Genomic DNA, 16,123 nt, shown 5'->3' with positions numbered 1-16,123 from the left:
CGAGCAGTCATGAGTGCTCATGAATGCTCATGAGTGCGATGCCCACCACTTGTATAGCTGATCGAGGGTGGGTCCTTGTGGCTTTCCGGCAACCAGAGCGAATACCAAAGTTTGCTCGTTGCTCCACATCACCTGCGGCTCGCCGCCCTTGTAGATCCCGCAGGCGAGCTGACCGAGGATGGTCCGTGGGTCTTGGGTATGCCACCACGTGCCCGGTGAGGCCTTTCCTCCCGGGCAGTTCACGATCGAGACAGTTCCGACGAAGCCGTCGAAGGCTTTCTTGAGCGCTGCAATGTCGGAGAACAGCCCGAACGACGCGATCCTGGGGCCATTGGCGTCCGTGTTTTGCCCGCACCGCAACGAGACCAACGAGCCCGGCATCGGTTTGCTCTGCGGTGTGCAGGTGCCGGCAGGGTAGCCCGACGGCAGCAGAGTGAACAGTCGGGCTTGGGCATCGGCGGCTGGCTGCGTGGTTGCCGGTGTGGACGTGGTCTTGGTGGCGGCGGTCGTTGTGGTAGTCGTAGTCGTTGTGGGGGTGGTCCGTCGCCCGCCTGCCTGTCCGTTGCCGTCAGTTTTGCTGGCTGCCCAAATGCCGATGGCGCCGAGGATGAGGACCAGAACGAGTGCGGCTACCCCGGCGACGATCGCCCAGGGGTTGCGGCCACGCGGGAACGCGGGCTGGCTTTCTTGGTTCCACGGTGCTGCGCCGGCGAATCGTTGTGGCGGAGGCGGGCCGGGGGGTGTGCCGCCAGCCCAGGCGTCGCGTTGGTAGCGCGACGACGTCGGGGCGGGCTGGCGCGCGGCGGGTGTCGGGGGCCAGGACGGGTAGCCGGCGGCAGCCGGGGGACGCCGCTGTTGGTTTTGTGCCGGCGGGTCTTTGCTCGCGGGCGCGGGGTGGGGCGCTCGCGGGTGCTGGACGGTTTGCCGCTCGACGGCCGGGCCCGGCAGCGCGGATTCCTGGCTGCGGCGCAGGATGTCGGCGGCGTGGTCTTGATCGGGGTCGCTGAGCGCGCCGTGGGCGGCCAGGGCCAGATCGCCGGCGCTGGCGTAGCGCTCTTCGGGCTTTTTGGCCATGCCGCGCGCGACCACCGTGTCGAAGGCCTTGGGGATGCCCGTGTGCGCCTTGCTGGGTCGCGGGATGGGGTGGTTCAGGTGAGCGCTGACCAGCGTGCTGGCGTTGTCGGACGAGTACGGCGGGGCGCCGGTCAGGCATTCGTGCAGCACGCAGGCCAGGGCGTAGATGTCGGCGCGGTAGTTCACTTCGTCGTTGGAGAACCGTTCGGGGGCCATGTATTTCCAGGTGCCCACCGCGGTGCCCAACTGGGTCAGCTTCTCATCGGTGGTGGCGCTGGCGATGCCGAAATCGACCAGATAAGCGAAGTCGCTGTGGGTGACCAGAATGTTTTGCGGTTTGACGTCGCGGTGCATCACATCGGCGGCGTGCGCGGCGTCTAATGCCGAGGCGATCTGGGTGATGATGGCCACCGCGCGTGGCGGGGTCAGCGGGCCGAAGCGTTTGAGCAGGCTGTCCAGGTCGGTGCCCTCGACTAGGCGCATCTCCAGGAACATTTGGCCGTCGACTTCGCCGTAGTCGTGGATGGGCACCACGTGGGGTTCCTGCAGCCGCCCGGCGATGCGGGCTTCGCGTTTCATCCGCTCGCGAAACACCGGGTCCTTGCTGAATTCCGCGCTCATCAGCTTGACGGCGACCGTCCAACCCTTGACGGTGTGCTCGGCTTCGTAGACCTCGCCCATCCCGCCGCGGCCCAGCGGTCGTTTGAGGTGATAGGGGCCAAAAATCGATCCCACCCGCGAGCCTGGTGTCTCGCTCATGCCGCCGACACTATCAACAACCACCCGGCGGAACTGGCGGTCGAGCAAACCGCAGTCTGGCGACCAATTGTCCCGAACGGACGGTTCAGATCCGAAGTCGGCCAACGATTGTCAGGATCTGCACGCCGAGCCAAGAACAAGCCGGCCGCCAAATGGTGTGTCGCACTGCGGTTTGAGCCGGCATGCCGACATTGAGCCGTGATCCTCGGATCAGCCGTACTTGGCCCACCAGTTGTGCAGATCCTCGAGGGTGGCGGGGTCCCCGAAGATATCGCTGAGCATCAACTTGGCCTCGTTGCTCCAGATCACATTCGGGTGGTTCTTGTAGGTGCCGCACGCGATCATGCCGGCGGTCACTTCTGGGGTCTGGTTGTAGTGCCAGCCATCCGGTGACGGTCCTTCGCCGGGACAGTTCATCAGATCCACGGCGGCGATGTCGTCGTCGAAGGCCTGTTTAAGCTTGTCGGGATTGGCGAACAATCCGTAGATCGCGCGACTTGGTCCGCCCTGGTTGGTGTTTTGTCCGCAGTCGACCATCGCCACGGAGTTCACCCATATGCTGCCCGGCTTTGGAGTGGTCGGTGTGCAGGTGCCGGCTGGGTAACCCGACGGCAACAGGCTAATCAGCCTGCTCTGGGGGTCGCCGGCTGGGGTGGTGGTGGTCGGCGTTGTCGTTCCGGGTGCGGAGGTCGTCGGCTTGGTGGTGGGCGCGACTGCGGAGGTCGTGGTGCCCGCCTTCGGCGGGCCGTCGTCGGGTTGGGTGGCTATCCAGATCCCGATGGCGCCCAGCACGAGGACGAGCACCACGGCGGCGGCGCCGGCCACGATGGGCCACGGGTTGGCTTTGCGCGGCGGCGGGGTCTGGCTCCAGGGGGTCGGGCCGCCCGGCTGCGGTGGTAGGGGTGTGCTCGGTGGCGTGCCGCCCCAGCCGCCGCCCTGGTAGTACTGCGGGGCGGGGGTGGGTTGGCTCGCCGGGATGGGGCCACTGGCAGGTGCCCAGGACGGCTGGCCGGTCGGCGCGGCCTGCTGCATCGGACCCGAACTGGCTGGGTTGGCGTAGGAGGGGGACGCCGGATACTGGGCGGGCGGCGGGGTAACGGCGGGTGCGGTCGGCGGCTGGGGCGTTACCGCCGCGGTGCCGGGCAGGGTGGATTCCTGGCTGCGGCGCAGGATGTCGGCGGCGTGGTCTTGATCGGGGTCGCTGAGCGCGTCGTGGGCGGCCAGGGCCAGATCGCCGGCGCTGGCGTAGCGGTCTTCGGGCTTTTTGGCCATGCCGCGCGCGACCACCGTGTCGAAGGCCTTGGGGATGCCCGGGCGGGTGGCGCTGGGCTGGGGGATGGGGTCCATCAAATGGGCGGTGACCAATGTGGTGGCGCTGTCCGCTCGATACGGCGGGGCGCCGGTCAGGCATTCGTGCAGCACGCAGGCCAGGGCGTAGATGTCGGCGCGGTAGGTCACCTCGTCGTTGGAGAACCGTTCGGGGGCCATGTATTTCCAGGTGCCCACCGCGGTGCCCAACTGGGTCAGCTTCTCATCGGTGGTGGCGCTGGCGATCCCGAAATCGACCAGATAAGCGAAGTCGTCGCGGGTGACCAGAATGTTTTGCGGTTTGACGTCGCGGTGCATCACGCCATCGGCATGCGCGGCGTCTAACGCCGAGGCGATCTGGGTGATGATGGCCACCGCGCGTGGCGGGGTCAGCGGGCCGAAGCGTTTGAGCACGCTGTCCAGGTCGGTGCCCTCGACTAGGCGCATCTCCAGGAACATTTGGCCGTCGACTTCGCCGTAGTCGTGGATGGGCACCACGTGGGGTTCCTGCAACCGCCCGGCGATGCGGGCTTCGCGTTTCATCCGCTCGCGAAACACCGGGTCCTTGCTGAATTCCGCGGTCATCAGCTTGACGGCGACCGTCCACTCCTTGACGGTGTGCTCGGCTTCGTAGACCTCGCCCATCCCGCCGCGGCCCAACAGCCGTTTGAGGTGGTAGGGGCCAAACATCGACCCCACCCGCGAGTCCTGCGCGTCGTTCATCGCTGATCCTCCCAACAACCCGCAATGCCGCCGACACTATCAACAGCGTCCGGATATCACACCGGATGCAGCCGCTCGCCCAGCAGCACTGCCGGGGTAATCATGACGGTAGGCCTTCACCGGCTCGACCGCACGAAAATCCGCCACATCTCCCCGAGGGATTCGGGCGGGTGTGGTGGCTGCGCAAGTTCGCCGGCACGCACCGCTGTTCGGCTAGCGAAAAGTGTTGTGGCAATTGGTCACCGCAGCGCACGGCCGGTGGGGGGGCGCACGGCCGCGCGGCGAAAAGTGTTGCGTGGCGGTCATATCCATGACTTCCGGCGGTACAGAAAGTCTCGTGGTCCGTGGACCTATTCGCCGCCGCGCGCTCCCGCGCTGATCTGGAACGTGAATTCGTGGTCGCAGATGCGAATGTGGTCGCCGTCGCTCAGCGTGGCGGCGGAGCGGATTCGCTGATGCTGCACGTGCACGCCGTTGGACGATCGGAGATCGTTAATGATGTAGTTGGTGCCCGTGTCGATGATGACGGCGTGGTGGCGGCTGACGTTGGCGCTGTCTAGGACGATGTCGTTGTCGTGCAGACGCCCGATCCGCGTCGCCGCGGATCGCAGTGGGTAGCCCCGACCCGAGGCGATGTCGTGGAGGTAGGCCACTACCTGTTGGCCCGACGCCATCGTGCGCTGATCGAGCACCGTGACAGTGCCCGCGGCGGTGGTCTTGGCGGACTTCTTGGCATCCAGCGGTTCCTGCCGCAGGATTCGCTCATTGAGGGCGCGCAAGGTCGGGCCTGGGTCGATGCCAAGGTCGTCGGCGAGTGTCGTCTTCACCCGCCGATAGGCGCCCAATGCGTCGGATTGCCGGTCGGTCAGGTAGTAGGCGGTGATCAACTGTGCCCAAAGCGGCTCCCGGTAGGGGTGTTCGAACGTCAGGGCCTCGAGTTCGGTGATCACCGCGCCGGCGCGCCCGCACGCGATTTCAGCTTCCGCCTTGGCGGTGTGGGCGAGAACTTTGTCCTCTACCAGAGCCGTGGCAAAGGAATCGACGAACTGAAAGTCGCGTAGGTCGTCGAGCACCGGTCCACGCCATTCCTTCAATGCCGCCGACAGGTGCCGGCTGGCTTGTTCGAACCGGCCGGCGGCGGCCGCGTGCACGCCCGCGGTTTTCTCGGCGACGAACCGCCCCAGATCGCAAGTGTTGTCGGGGATGCTGAGCCGATAACCCGGCGGCGCGGCGGCCAACATCACCCGCGGGTCGATCCCGGCGCCACCGAGGAGCTTGCGCAGATTGGATACGTAGGAGTGGATACTGGCTCGAGCGCCCGACGGGGGCCACTCCTCCCATAGTGCCGTGATAAGGGCGTCCACCCCGATCGGCCTGTTGCGGTTGATGACCAGCATGGCCAACACGGCCCGCTGTTTGGGGGTGCCCAGCGGCACCAGGGCCCCGTCGAGAGTCATTTCCAACGGTCCGAGCAGACCGAACTCGAGACGCTGCTCGGCATTAGCGCTACCAGTCATTCCGCGTCCTCCGTGGCTTCGCATGCCGGGGTGCCAATGGGTTGTCGTTACCGGTCATTGTGATACGAAGTTCGCCGATGCGGTAAGAACCGAGGATCCCGGCACGTCGGCGCCAAGGTGGGCGCGGCCCCCTGAAATGCTTGCCCCAACAAGATGATCATCGTTATCCCGCACGAATTGTGTTGGTGCTCAGCTAAACATGCGATTGGCGGGCAGCCAACCCGATGGTTGTGCACCGGGTGGCTGCCCGCCGTGGTGATCGCCAACGCGGTCGCGCTCTAGGTGGTGACGGCCATGAAGTCGTGGCTGGTGGCCCACGCCTTGACGAAGAGCTCCATGGGGATCTGCTCGTCGCGGCCCTTGGCGCTACCGCTGTCGTTGAGGTGAACCACGCCGTTTTCGGTGTCGACGCCGGTCACCACCACGGCGTGGTCAGACACCGGGTTGCCGTCGCTGTCGGTTTCCTCGACGGGCTGGCCCCAGATCATCTCAGCGTTGACGCTGACGATCACCGCGTGGCCGCTGCCCAGGTACTGCTCGAGGGCCTGGATGCCGGTGGCGACTCCGGTGGTCTGCACGTTGTCCTCGTCGGTGAGCACCGCGTCGACGCCGTAGTGCGCCAGCAGCGTCGGGATGTCCGCCACGCTGGTGCCCATGCCCGAATTCGGGTTCTTGGTGTCGGCCGGCTTCGTGTAGATGGACCCGGGGTGCGCGACGCTGGGGGTCGACTGAGCCACTTTGATGATGGCGCGCTCCGAGGGCTCCTTGCCGGTCACCTGACCGACCACGTCGGCGGCCGACATGAGGACGCAGTCGTCGTATTTCTGGTAGCGCCAGTACTTGGCGGCCGCTACCGGGTCGCCGTACATCGTGCCCGCCGCTGCATCGGCGGGGCTGGCCAATCCCAGTGCAACGGCACCGGCGGCCAGCGCGAAGGTGGCGGTTTTGAGGGCGGTGGCGATCTTGGTGGTCTTCATCGTGGTCCTTTTCTCGTTCCGTCTTTGCGGAGTGGATGTTGAGAAAAGGTTCCGATGTTGGCCTATTTGTTATCTCTACGAATTCTTGGAGTGATCCGGTGGGCCCCGAATCGTGGCCAAAGACAGTGGTCAGAGGATGTTTACCGGTCGCTGGTAGGCCGGTCCACGCGAGCGCGGCCGACGAATAGTCGGCCGCTCCAGGAGGCGTGCGGAATTAGTTGCAGGCCCAGGTGTCGATGTAGCCACCGCCGAGCTTGGTCAGCGCGTCCTTCATTGCGGCGGCCAGGTCGGGTCCGACCCCTCCTTGGTAGGCCTTGCCGTCGGCGGCGACCGCGCCGCAGGCGGTGAAACTGGTCAGCACCTTGCAGTCGGAGTAGCCACACGATTTGACGGCGGTGGCTTCGGCAGCTGCCCGGGTTGGGTAGTCCCACGATCGGCCCCACGAGCCGTTGCCGGAGTAGGCAATCGCGCCGTAGACATCGGCGGCATCCGCCGCGGGAGCCAGGGCGACGGTCATCGCGGTGGCGGTGGCCACGCTGGCGACGGCCACCGCGAACCGCCGCCGACGGGTAATCATCGTCGTCATTGGTGAGTCCTTTCGAATGCCGGCTAGACCGGTTTGGTGGCGGTGACCTGCTTGCCCCAGTCGGACATCGTCAGCGTCACCGACGTGTCTCGGGTTGGGACGATCTGGATCTGGACCAGGTGCGAGGATCCGTCCGAAGCGATCCAGACGGTGGTGGGCACCGTCTTGACGTCCTCGGAGGTCAGCCGCGAGCCGGCTAGCGTCGCGACGTCGTCAGCGGACGAATTCCCGGTGATCTTGGTGGTAGCGACGCCGTTCACCTGCTGGCTGCCGGCCACCGACGCGTCCTTGAGGTTGGCCAACAGGTTTGCCAGGCCCTTGTCGGGGTCGAGGAGCACCGACACGTTGTAGATGGAGGCACCGTTGCCGAAATCGGTGTATGTGCCGGGCTGTCCCAGATCGGAGTACAGATGACCGTCGACATAGACGAACTTGGCGTCTTCGGTCTTGCTGCCGACGAGCAGAGTCGCGCTACCGGTGGCGACCGTTTGCGGTGTGTTGGAGATATCGCCCTCGAGCTTGGTCACCCGCAGGTTTGGCACGTCGCCCTCCACCGCAAGGCTGACGTGCATTCCGGTCACCTTGCGCATGGCATCGGTAGCTTGCTTGAGCAGCGTTGCCGCATCGCCGTTGGGTGCCGTGGCCGCGGGTCCAGACGGTTTGCCGGAGCCCCCATCGTTTGAGCAGCCGCCGATCGCGAGCACGGCGGCAAGTAAGGCGGTGGCGGCGGCAACAACGCAACGAGGTGGATGCTTCATCGAAATCTCCTTATGTTGGCGCACAGCTTTGTACTGCATAGCAATCTCGTTGCGGCAGAGTCAACCGCCGCGCGCATCCGGCGCCGCGAATCGAATCCGGCTACTTGACAAGCCTTTCAAGGGATTTCCAGATACATCCGGCGTGGCGAAGCGGCCAATGCGGGGATCCCGATTGTCGGGACCCCCGCATTGTGGTCGGTATGGCTAGGTGAGCTGGCTGGCGTATTGCGGGCAGTAGGCCTTGGTTGCGTCGACGACGAAGTAGGCCGCTTGCTTGGTGGTCAGGTCGGTTTGGCTGAGGACCTCCTTGGCGATCTCGGTGCCGGTCTCGCCGCTGGCCAGCTTCTTGCAGACCAGCTGGGCTTGCTGGGCGGCCGCTTGCGGTGAGGAGAAGGTGACGCCGATGGCTTCCATCTGAGCAATGAAGGCTTCGTCGGTGGAGTTGGCGCTGGCGGTGCCGGCGGTCGCGACGGCAAGTCCGATGGCGGCGGCGCCGACTGCGGTGCTCAACGCTGCGGTAATGCGGGGTGAGAACATTGTTGCGATCCTTTGTCGGTCGGGCTTTCCCTGGATGACTTCAGCTTCGGGCCTTCCCCTTGGCGGATTCTCAACAAGTTCTTGGCGAGCTTTCGAGCTCGGGCTGCTCACCCGGGGAACCAGCCTGACGGACTTCGGGTCAGGCCTGCGTCATCTCGTAGTAAGCGCCGCGGCGGGCCAACAGTTCGGCGTGGTTGCCACGTTCGACGATCTGGCCGGCCTGGACCACCAGAATGCTGTCGGCATCGCGAATCGTCGAAAGGCGGTGAGCGATAATGAAACTCGTTCGATCCCGGCGAAGCTCGCACATTGCTCGTTGGATGAGGAGCTCGGTGCGGGTATCAACCGAGCTGGTTGCCTCATCCAGGATCAACAACTGTGGGCGGGCCAGAAACGCGCGGGCGATGGTGATGAGTTGCTTCTCGCCGGCGCTGATACTGCCGCCGTCGCCGCTGACCCGGGTCTGGTAGCCGGCGGGCAGTGTGTGCACAAACCGGTCGACATAGGCGGCTTTGGCGGCTTGCACTATCTCGTCCGCCGTGGCTTCCGGCCGTCCGTAGGCGATGTTCTCCGCTATGGTCCCGTCGTACAGCCAGGTGTCTTGCAAGACCATGCCGATGCGCGATCGCAGCGATTGCCTGCTCACCGAGGCGATATCCACCCCGTCGATCAGGATTCGCCCGGCATCGACGTCGTAGAACCGCATCAACAGGTTCACCAGCGTGGTCTTGCCCGCGCCCGTCGGCCCGACGATCGCCACCGTGCTACCCGGCTCGGCCACCAGCGACAGGTCACGGATCACCGGGGTGCCCGGGAGGTAAGCAAAGCTCACGTGCTCAAACTCAACCCGCCCGGTCAGCTGCGGCAGGGCCGGCTCCGGGTCCGGTGTTTCTTCGGACTCGTCGAGCAAGTCGAACACCCGCTCGGCGCTGGCCACCCCGGACTGCAGGGCGTTGTACATTCCGGCCAGCTGGCTCAACGGCATGTTGAACTGGCGGACGTACTGGATGAACGCCTGGATGCTGCCGAGCGTGATCTGCCCGGTGGCTACCTGCACGCCACCTACCACCGCGACCGCGACGTAGCCGAGGTTGCCGATGAACGCCGTCGCCGGTTGCACCAGGCCAGAGAGGAACTGGGCGCCGAATCCGGCGTGGTAGACGTCGTCGTTCAACTCGTGGAACCGTTCGGATGCGGCCGCTCGGTGGCCGAACGTCTTGACCACGGTGAACCCGCTGTAGGTCTCTTCGAGATGAGCGTTGAGGCGCCCGGTGCTAGTCCAGTGGGCCACGAACAGCCGCTGCGAACGTCGGGTGATCGCGCGCGTCACCAGCAGCGACAGCGGCACCGTCAGCAGCGTGATCAGCGCCAGCAGCGGCGAGATCGACACCATCATGGCCGCCACCGCCACCACGGTGAGAATCGACGTCACCAGCTGGCTGATCGTCATCGACAGCGACGACTGGAGGTTGTCGATATCGTTGGTCACCCGGCTGAGCAGCTCACCGCGTTGTTGTCCGTCGAAGTAGGACAGCGGTAGCCGGTGCACCTTGTCTTCGACATCGGCCCGCAGCGTGACCATGGTTCGCTGTACGGTGACGTTGAGCAGCCGAGCCTGCGCCCAAAGCAGCAGCGCCGCAATCAGATACAGCGCCAACGCCAGCGCCAGTGTTCGCCCCACCGCATCGAAGTCCACACCCCGGCCCGGCACCACATTCATTCCGGACAGCAGGTCGGCGAAGGTGTTGTCGCCGCGGGCACGGGCCGCGGCAATGGCCTGCGCCTTGGTGATTCCCGCCGGAAGCCCTCGCCCGATCACGCCGTTGAACAACAGATCGGTGGCGTGACCGAGGATCCGCGGCACGGCGACACCGATTGTCGTGCCGGCGATTCCCAGTGTGATCACCACGATGGCAAGCCGGCGTTGCGGCGCCAGTCGTTTCACCAGCCGGGTGGCAGAGCCCCAGAAGTCGCGCGAGCGCATCGCGGCGGGCGCCAGGGTCGTGCCGCGGGGCCGTGCGCTGATCGCCATGGTCACTGCGTGCCTCCGACTCCGGCGTCCACCGACTGCGAGGCGGCGAATTCCGCGTAGATGGCGCAGTCGGCCAATAGCGATTCGTGGCTGCCGGCGCCGACAATCCTGCCGTTGTCGACGACGATGATCTGGTCGGCCTGATATGCAGTCGAAACCCGTTGTGTGACAACGATAACCGTTGCATCGCCGGATACCTGCAGCAGTGCTGCGCGGACTCGGGAGTCGGTGTGTACGTCGAGTGCTGAGAACGCGTCGTCGAACAGATAAATGGCCGGGCGGCGAACGACCGCCCGGGCGATCGCCAACCGTTGGCGCTGCCCACCGGAGAAGTTGATACCGCCCTGGGCGACTCGCATACGTAGCCGGTCAGGGTGTGTTCGCACGAAGTCGTCGGCCGCAGCGACCCGCAGTGCTTCCCACATCTGCTGCTCGGTTACTACCTGTTCTGGGGCCGCACCGTAGCGCAGGTTGTCCGCCACGGTGCCGGAGAACAGGTAGCCGCGCTGGGGCACCAGCCCGATCGTCGACCAGAGCCGCTCGGTGTGGTAGTCGCGGACGTCGACCCCGTCCACCAAGACGGCGCCATCGGTGACGTCGTAGAGCCGGCAGATCAGTGACACCAGTGTCGACTTGCCCGAACCGGTGCTGCCGACGATCGCGGTGGTGGTACCGGGCAGCGCGGTCAACGAGATGTCCTCGAGCACGGGACGGTCGGCGCCCGGGTACGTGAATGCCACACCTACCAAGCGCACTACCCCGGTCGTGCCGCCGGGCGGGGACACGGGGACTTCGGGGTTGCCGATGGCGGCGCGTGTGGACAGCACCTCGGTGATCCGTTCGGCACACACCGACGCTCGCGGCAGCACCATCAGGGTCATTGTCGCCATCGACACCGCCATCAGGATCTGGGCGAAGTAGGACAGGAAGGCAATCAGCGAGCCGACCTGCATGTGGCCGTGGTCGATGCGCAGACCCCCGAACCAGATCAGTGCGACGCTCGACAGGTTGACGATCAGCGTGGTGGTCGGCGGCATCAGGGCTTGCCAGTTACCCGCTTTCAGCGCGGTGTTCGATAAGGCCGCGTTGGCCGTCGCGAACCTGTCCCGCTCGAAGTCTTCTCGCGTGAACGCCCGGACCACCCGAACACCGGAGAGCTGGTCGCGCATCACCCGATTGATGCCGTCGATCATGCTCTGCATGGCGCGGAAGAGGGGCAGCATGTGCGAGATGATCCAGTAGTTGGTCACGGCCAGGATCGGAACGCACACCAACAGCAGCCAGGTCAGCGCGACCTCCTGATGGATGGCCATGACGATTCCGCCAACACACATAATCGGCGCGGTGACCAAGACGGTGGCCGTCATTTGGACCAGGAATAGGATCTGTCGGACGTCGTTGGTGCTGCGGGTTAACAACGTCGCCGCGCCGAATCGGGCGGTCTCGCGTTCCGAGAAGGTAATGATGTGCTCGAACATTGCCGAGCGCAGGTCGCGCCCGAAACCCGTCCCGGTCCGGGAGCCCAGATAGACCGCCCCGACCGCGCACAGCACCTGCAATCCGGTCACCCCGAGCATCACCGCGCCCAACCGAACGATGGTGGCGGTGTCGCCCCGGGCGACCCCGTCGTCGATGATCGCCGCGTTGACCGTTGGAAGGTACAGCGAAGCCAGGGTGCTGACGAGCTGCAGCACCATTAGCACCGCGACCAGCTGACGGTACGGCCGGATGTACTGGCGCACCAGGGCTGGAAGCATTGGGTAACTGTCGCACACCGCGCCTGGTCCGCACCGGTGCCGGGCGCGCAGTTGAGACTGAAATGCCTGGTCAAATGGTGTGTCGTGGTTGACCTTCGGGCCGGCGGCTACAGTGCATGCTGTGACCAGTGGAAGAGGTAGCGGTGCGGCGTAACGTGCGGAGGCCGGCTCTGGCGGCTCGGGGTTTGATGGCGCTGGTGGCTTTGCTCCCGGTGGTTGCGGGGTGCTCCGGTTCCGGCGACAACAATCCGGGAGCGACGGTCCCGCCGACGCCGGGGAGCGCGGAGGGCCGGCACGGCCCCTTCTTCCCGCAATGCGGTGGCGTCAGCGATCAGACGGTGGCGGAGCTGACCAGGGTGACCGGGCTGATCAACACCGCCAAGAATTCGGTGGGCTGCCAATGGCTGGCGGGCGGCGGCATCATGGGCCCACACTTCTCCTTCTCCTGGTACCGGGGCAGTCCGATCGGGCGGGAACGCAAGACCGAGGAGTTGTCGCGCGCGAGCGTCGAAGACATCAACATCGACGGCCACAGCGGCTTCATCGCCATCGGTAACGAGCCCAGCTTGGGTGACTCGCTGTGCGAAGTCGGAATCCAATTCCAGGACGACTTCATCGAATGGTCGGTGAGCTTCAGTCAGAAACCGTTCCCGCCCCCCTGCGACATCGCCAAAGAACTGACCCGTCAATCGATTGCGAATTCCAAATGAGACGCGTCCTGGTCGGCGCGGCCGCCTTGATCACCGCACTGACTATCTTGACCGGTTGCACGAAGTCGATTTCGGGCACCGCCGTCAAGGCCGGTGGGGCCGGCGTCCCGCGCAACAACAACTCCCAGGAGCGGTATCCAAACCTGCTCAAGGAATGTGAGGTCCTGACCACCGACATCCTGGCCAAGACGGTGGGTGCCGATCCGCTCGACATCCAGAGCACGTTCGTCGGCGCCATCTGCCGGTGGCAGGCGGCCAACCCGGCCGGTCTGATCGACATCACCCGGTTCTGGTTTGAGCAGGGCAGCCTGAACAACGAGCGCAAGGTCGCCGAGGGCCTGAAGTACCAGGTCGAGAGCCGCAGCATTCAGGGCATCGACTCGATTGTGATGCGGCCCAACGATCCCAACGGCGCCTGCGGTGTCGCCAGCGACGCGGCGGGAGTGGTCGGCTGGTGGGTCAACCCCCAGGCGCCCGGTATCGACGCTTGCGGGCAGGCGATCAAGCTGATGGAGCTGACGCTGGCCACCAACGCTTAGCGCTCGGCGAGGCCAGTAGTGTCGAAAACCGCTGTGACGGAATAGTTTTGGACCTGCCCGGCTAGCGTTTTGGGGCATTGGTTGCGCGCGTTCGCGGTTCGATAGTCTGCGCCGGCCGGCATTGGCGCCCCGAGCGACCTTTGCTAACAAGCGTCCGGCCGCGGCTTTGGCCGGGTTGGTCGGACGGCTGCGACCGACACCAAGTATGCGCAGCGATGACTATTTCTTTGGTCGATAATGTGCCGTTGACCTGAAGCGATGCCGCGGCAACTGTAAATTCGGTCCTTATTGCTATTTGCTGATATTCGATGTTTCACCATTTTTCTGGTGTCAGCATTCGGCCCACACCAGACGTTTGCGGGAGCTGTCGAAAAGGAGGCAAGCGGTGCTCACAATGCGAGACCACAACGTTGAGGACTACGGGACGTTGCGCGACATGGACACCACCGACGTGGCGGTTTTGGACGAGGCCGACCGGGCGTGTCTGGACGAGCTAGGCCGATATCTCGTCGCGACCGATGCATGGCAACGATTCGCGATCTGGTTGCTTCACAAGCACTTTGAACCGGCCGCCGGAGAGGTCTTCGTGGAAAGCGTAAGCATGGCGCTACGCGGAATCGAAACCACGCTTGTCCAGCGTTGCTCCGCATCGGATTTGAACGCGACCTCGATGTGTTTCGACTCCGAGGCCAGCTCGGGTGTCGGTGTCATCGGCATGGAGTTCGCCGACCCGTCCGATTTTGGCCCCACCCCACCGTTGAGTGCCGAGGACGAGGCCGTGTTGGCCGGCATTGCCGAACGCCTCCACGCGGCAGGCAAAACCGAGCGATTCGGCGTGCGGCTCATCCGCAATCCGTTGGGCCTTTCGGAAAGCGAAGTGCTGCTCGAAACGTGCGACCTCGGGCACCGGACCCTGAGCTGCAGCGTCGCCGAGCGTGACGGTGTCCGCGCCAGCAACCATGTCGAAACAAGCTGGCAGTGGAAACCGAACCCGAGCCAGACCGGGTCGATGGTGATGCAGTACTGCGCAACCGTTTGCATGACGGATGCCGATGGGCACCACTGGAATTCGCACGTCTAACGATATTTGGGCAGCTGGATCTGACCAGGGCGCATTTTTTGCACGGCACCCAAAGCGGACAATAATCGCCTGCTTGGCAGGACCGGCACTCCCACGGCTGATACACCCCGGGCCGGGGGGCCTACCGCGGCACGTGAAAGCCGACCAGCGCCGCACCTCCCGGTTCCACGTCTTTCCAGCTCCCCGCCACGCGTAGCACGGCGATCCCCGATGTCGGGAACTTCTCCGAGATGCGTTCCACGGCAGCGGCATCGGTGCCGCTGGCGCCGGCCAGGATGAGCGCCACCGCGGACGTCGTCGGCTCGTGCCCGACCACCAAGAGGGCCTTGACGTCGTCGCCAACCCGGTTGATCTCCTCAATCACGGTGCCTGGCGCGGCGTCGTAGAGCCGTTCGGCGTAACGCACCGGAGCGTCGATGCCGGTGCCGGCCAAGGTCTGCCGGGCGCGCGTCGCCGTGGAGCACAGCACGCCGTCGATCGTCGGCAGGTTGGCGCGCAACCAGTCACCGGCCAGACCCGATTCCCGGATACCCCGCGGTGCCAATGGCCGTTCATGGTCGGCGACCCCGTTCGGGTATGCGGACTTCGCGTGGCGCATCAGCACGAGGTTGAGATGCTGCTCATTCACCGGGCCTACGTTAGTGGAGAGCGGCATCCGCGGTTGCTACGCCGGGGCGTGGTCATCGTCCCCGTCGCGTAGCAGCTTTTCGGGGTGGAAGTAGGTGTTGGTGCGGGGTTGGCCTCGGTCCAGGTAGGGGCGGTGGGATCCACTCGGTGTCACCGTTGGCGCGTTGTCGGGTGGTCCAGCCGCCGGGTTGCAGTAGTCGGTGTTGGGCGCCACAGCCGAAGGTCAGGTGGTTGACGTCGGTGGTGCGGCACTGGGTATACGGCGTGACATGGTGGACTTGACAGTAGTATCCGGGCACCGTACAGCCCGGCGCCGTGCAATCACGATCCTTGGCGTACAACACAATTCGTTGACCCGGGGAGGCTAGACGCTTGGTGTGATACAACGCCAACGCTTTGCCCTTTGTCAAAGATCGCCAAATAGTGCCGGGCGTGGGAGGCCAGCCGAACCACATCACCATAGGCAAGATGGTGCCCCCACCGGTAAGCCCCCGCCCGACAGATCGGCCTCGGCACGCTCGCGGGTGGGCTGGTCGACCCAGCCGGGCAGCCGGTGATAGAAGCGCCGGATCACCGCGACCTGCCCGGCACCGAGCCTTCCGGCCCGCTGCTGGCGGCGGTGCCCGCCAGCAGCGGGGTCAGCGGCTCGCCGCTGATCGCGCGCCGCGGACCCAGATCGGCGGCCTTGCGGATGCGCCGGCCTGCCTCGGCGCGGCTGATCAGGGCCCACGCGGCCACCGCGTGCGACAGCTTGCCGCCCAGTTCTTCGCGGGTGGCCAGCCGCGCCAGCTGATTGATCAGCGGATGCTCCACCGCGGGTAACCGCCGACGCACCCGCTCGCAACGCTCCACCACCACCAACCGCTCATGGGTACTCAACGCCTCGAACTGCAACCCGACCACGCCGTCTAGGGCGGTATCAAGCGCATCAAAGGCCGCCGTCACCGCCCGCCAAGCCACGACACCACCCGAACCCACAACCCCGAAACTAGCGTAGGCCACCGACAAAACCGGTCACCAGAGAAACCACAGTGGCACAAGAGATTTCCGTGAACAGGACGCCGTCCATAGCGCGGGCACAACGGTACCTCCGAGACCTGCCGGGCGAGATCCCTCGCCTTGTCGGCACCCCGACCTA

13 protein-coding genes and 1 pseudogene are annotated in these 16,123 nt (G+C 65.3%); 3 read left to right on the top strand and 11 right to left on the bottom strand.

What is annotated here, in order from left to right; translation table 11 throughout:
• Positions 1-27 precede the first annotated feature (27 nt).
• From AADZ55_RS17070 to AADZ55_RS17030, 9 genes are all read right to left on the bottom strand, one after another.
• Complete coding sequence (locus AADZ55_RS17070) at positions 28-1,833, bottom strand: serine/threonine-protein kinase (RefSeq protein WP_341286214.1); 1,806 nt, start codon at positions 1,831-1,833, stop codon at positions 28-30.
• 210 nt (positions 1,834-2,043) lie between these two features.
• On the bottom strand, positions 2,044-3,864 hold the full coding sequence (locus AADZ55_RS17065) for a serine/threonine-protein kinase (RefSeq protein ID WP_341286213.1): 1,821 nt from the start codon (positions 3,862-3,864) through the stop codon (positions 2,044-2,046).
• A 350-nt stretch (positions 3,865-4,214) separates the two neighbouring features.
• Positions 4,215-5,381, bottom strand: a complete 1,167-nt coding sequence (gene embR / locus AADZ55_RS17060) for an ATPase/transcriptional regulator EmbR (protein ID WP_085324852.1) — start codon at positions 5,379-5,381, stop codon at positions 4,215-4,217.
• Between the two features lie 278 nt (positions 5,382-5,659).
• On the bottom strand, positions 5,660-6,358 hold the full coding sequence (locus AADZ55_RS17055; protein WP_085324853.1) for a C39 family peptidase: 699 nt from the start codon (positions 6,356-6,358) through the stop codon (positions 5,660-5,662).
• 214 nt (positions 6,359-6,572) lie between these two features.
• Positions 6,573-6,944, bottom strand: a complete 372-nt coding sequence (locus tag AADZ55_RS17050; RefSeq protein WP_085324854.1) for a DUF4189 domain-containing protein — start codon at positions 6,942-6,944, stop codon at positions 6,573-6,575.
• Positions 6,945-6,967: 23 nt separating this feature from the next.
• Positions 6,968-7,702, bottom strand: coding sequence for an LppX_LprAFG lipoprotein (locus AADZ55_RS17045; RefSeq protein WP_085324966.1), 735 nt, complete (start codon positions 7,700-7,702; stop codon positions 6,968-6,970).
• A gap of 204 nt (positions 7,703-7,906) precedes the next feature.
• On the bottom strand, positions 7,907-8,239 hold the full coding sequence (locus AADZ55_RS17040) for a DUF732 domain-containing protein (protein WP_423202323.1): 333 nt from the start codon (positions 8,237-8,239) through the stop codon (positions 7,907-7,909).
• Positions 8,240-8,378: 139 nt separating this feature from the next.
• Positions 8,379-10,271 carry an ABC transporter ATP-binding protein gene (locus AADZ55_RS17035; RefSeq protein WP_085324855.1) on the bottom strand — a complete coding sequence of 631 codons (1,893 nt, stop codon included), beginning with the start codon at positions 10,269-10,271 and terminating at the stop codon, positions 8,379-8,381.
• A 2-nt stretch (positions 10,272-10,273) separates the two neighbouring features.
• The gene (locus AADZ55_RS17030) at positions 10,274-12,028 is read right to left on the bottom strand and encodes an ABC transporter ATP-binding protein (protein WP_085324856.1); all 1,755 of its coding nucleotides are present in this window, start codon (positions 12,026-12,028) and stop codon (positions 10,274-10,276) included.
• Between the two features lie 143 nt (positions 12,029-12,171).
• On the opposite strand from AADZ55_RS17030, the gene AADZ55_RS17025 reads away from it, so the two are divergent.
• From AADZ55_RS17025 to AADZ55_RS17015, 3 genes are all read left to right on the top strand, one after another.
• On the top strand, positions 12,172-12,738 hold the full coding sequence (locus AADZ55_RS17025) for a DUF3558 domain-containing protein (protein WP_085324968.1): 567 nt from the start codon (positions 12,172-12,174) through the stop codon (positions 12,736-12,738).
• Positions 12,735-13,277, top strand: a complete 543-nt coding sequence (locus AADZ55_RS17020; RefSeq protein ID WP_085324857.1) for a DUF3558 domain-containing protein — start codon at positions 12,735-12,737, stop codon at positions 13,275-13,277. Before AADZ55_RS17025 ends, AADZ55_RS17020 begins: the two co-directional genes overlap by 4 nt.
• A 385-nt stretch (positions 13,278-13,662) precedes the next feature.
• Complete coding sequence (locus tag AADZ55_RS17015) at positions 13,663-14,358, top strand: hypothetical protein (protein ID WP_133056413.1); 696 nt, start codon at positions 13,663-13,665, stop codon at positions 14,356-14,358.
• A gap of 121 nt (positions 14,359-14,479) precedes the next feature.
• Here AADZ55_RS17015 and AADZ55_RS17010 read toward each other — a convergent pair whose 3' ends face one another.
• Positions 14,480-14,986 (bottom strand): SixA phosphatase family protein, encoded by a 507-nt coding sequence (locus tag AADZ55_RS17010; protein ID WP_207569072.1) that lies wholly within the window; start codon positions 14,984-14,986, stop codon positions 14,480-14,482.
• Positions 14,987-15,022: 36 nt separating this feature from the next.
• Positions 15,023-15,963 (bottom strand): annotated as a pseudogene (locus AADZ55_RS17005) (DUF222 domain-containing protein).
• Positions 15,964-16,123 lie beyond the last annotated feature (160 nt).

The sequence above is a fragment of the Mycobacterium decipiens genome, from assembly GCF_963853665.1.
GTDB lineage: Bacteria > Actinomycetota > Actinomycetes > Mycobacteriales > Mycobacteriaceae > Mycobacterium > Mycobacterium decipiens.
This window is presented reverse-complemented; position numbering and strand designations above follow the sequence as displayed.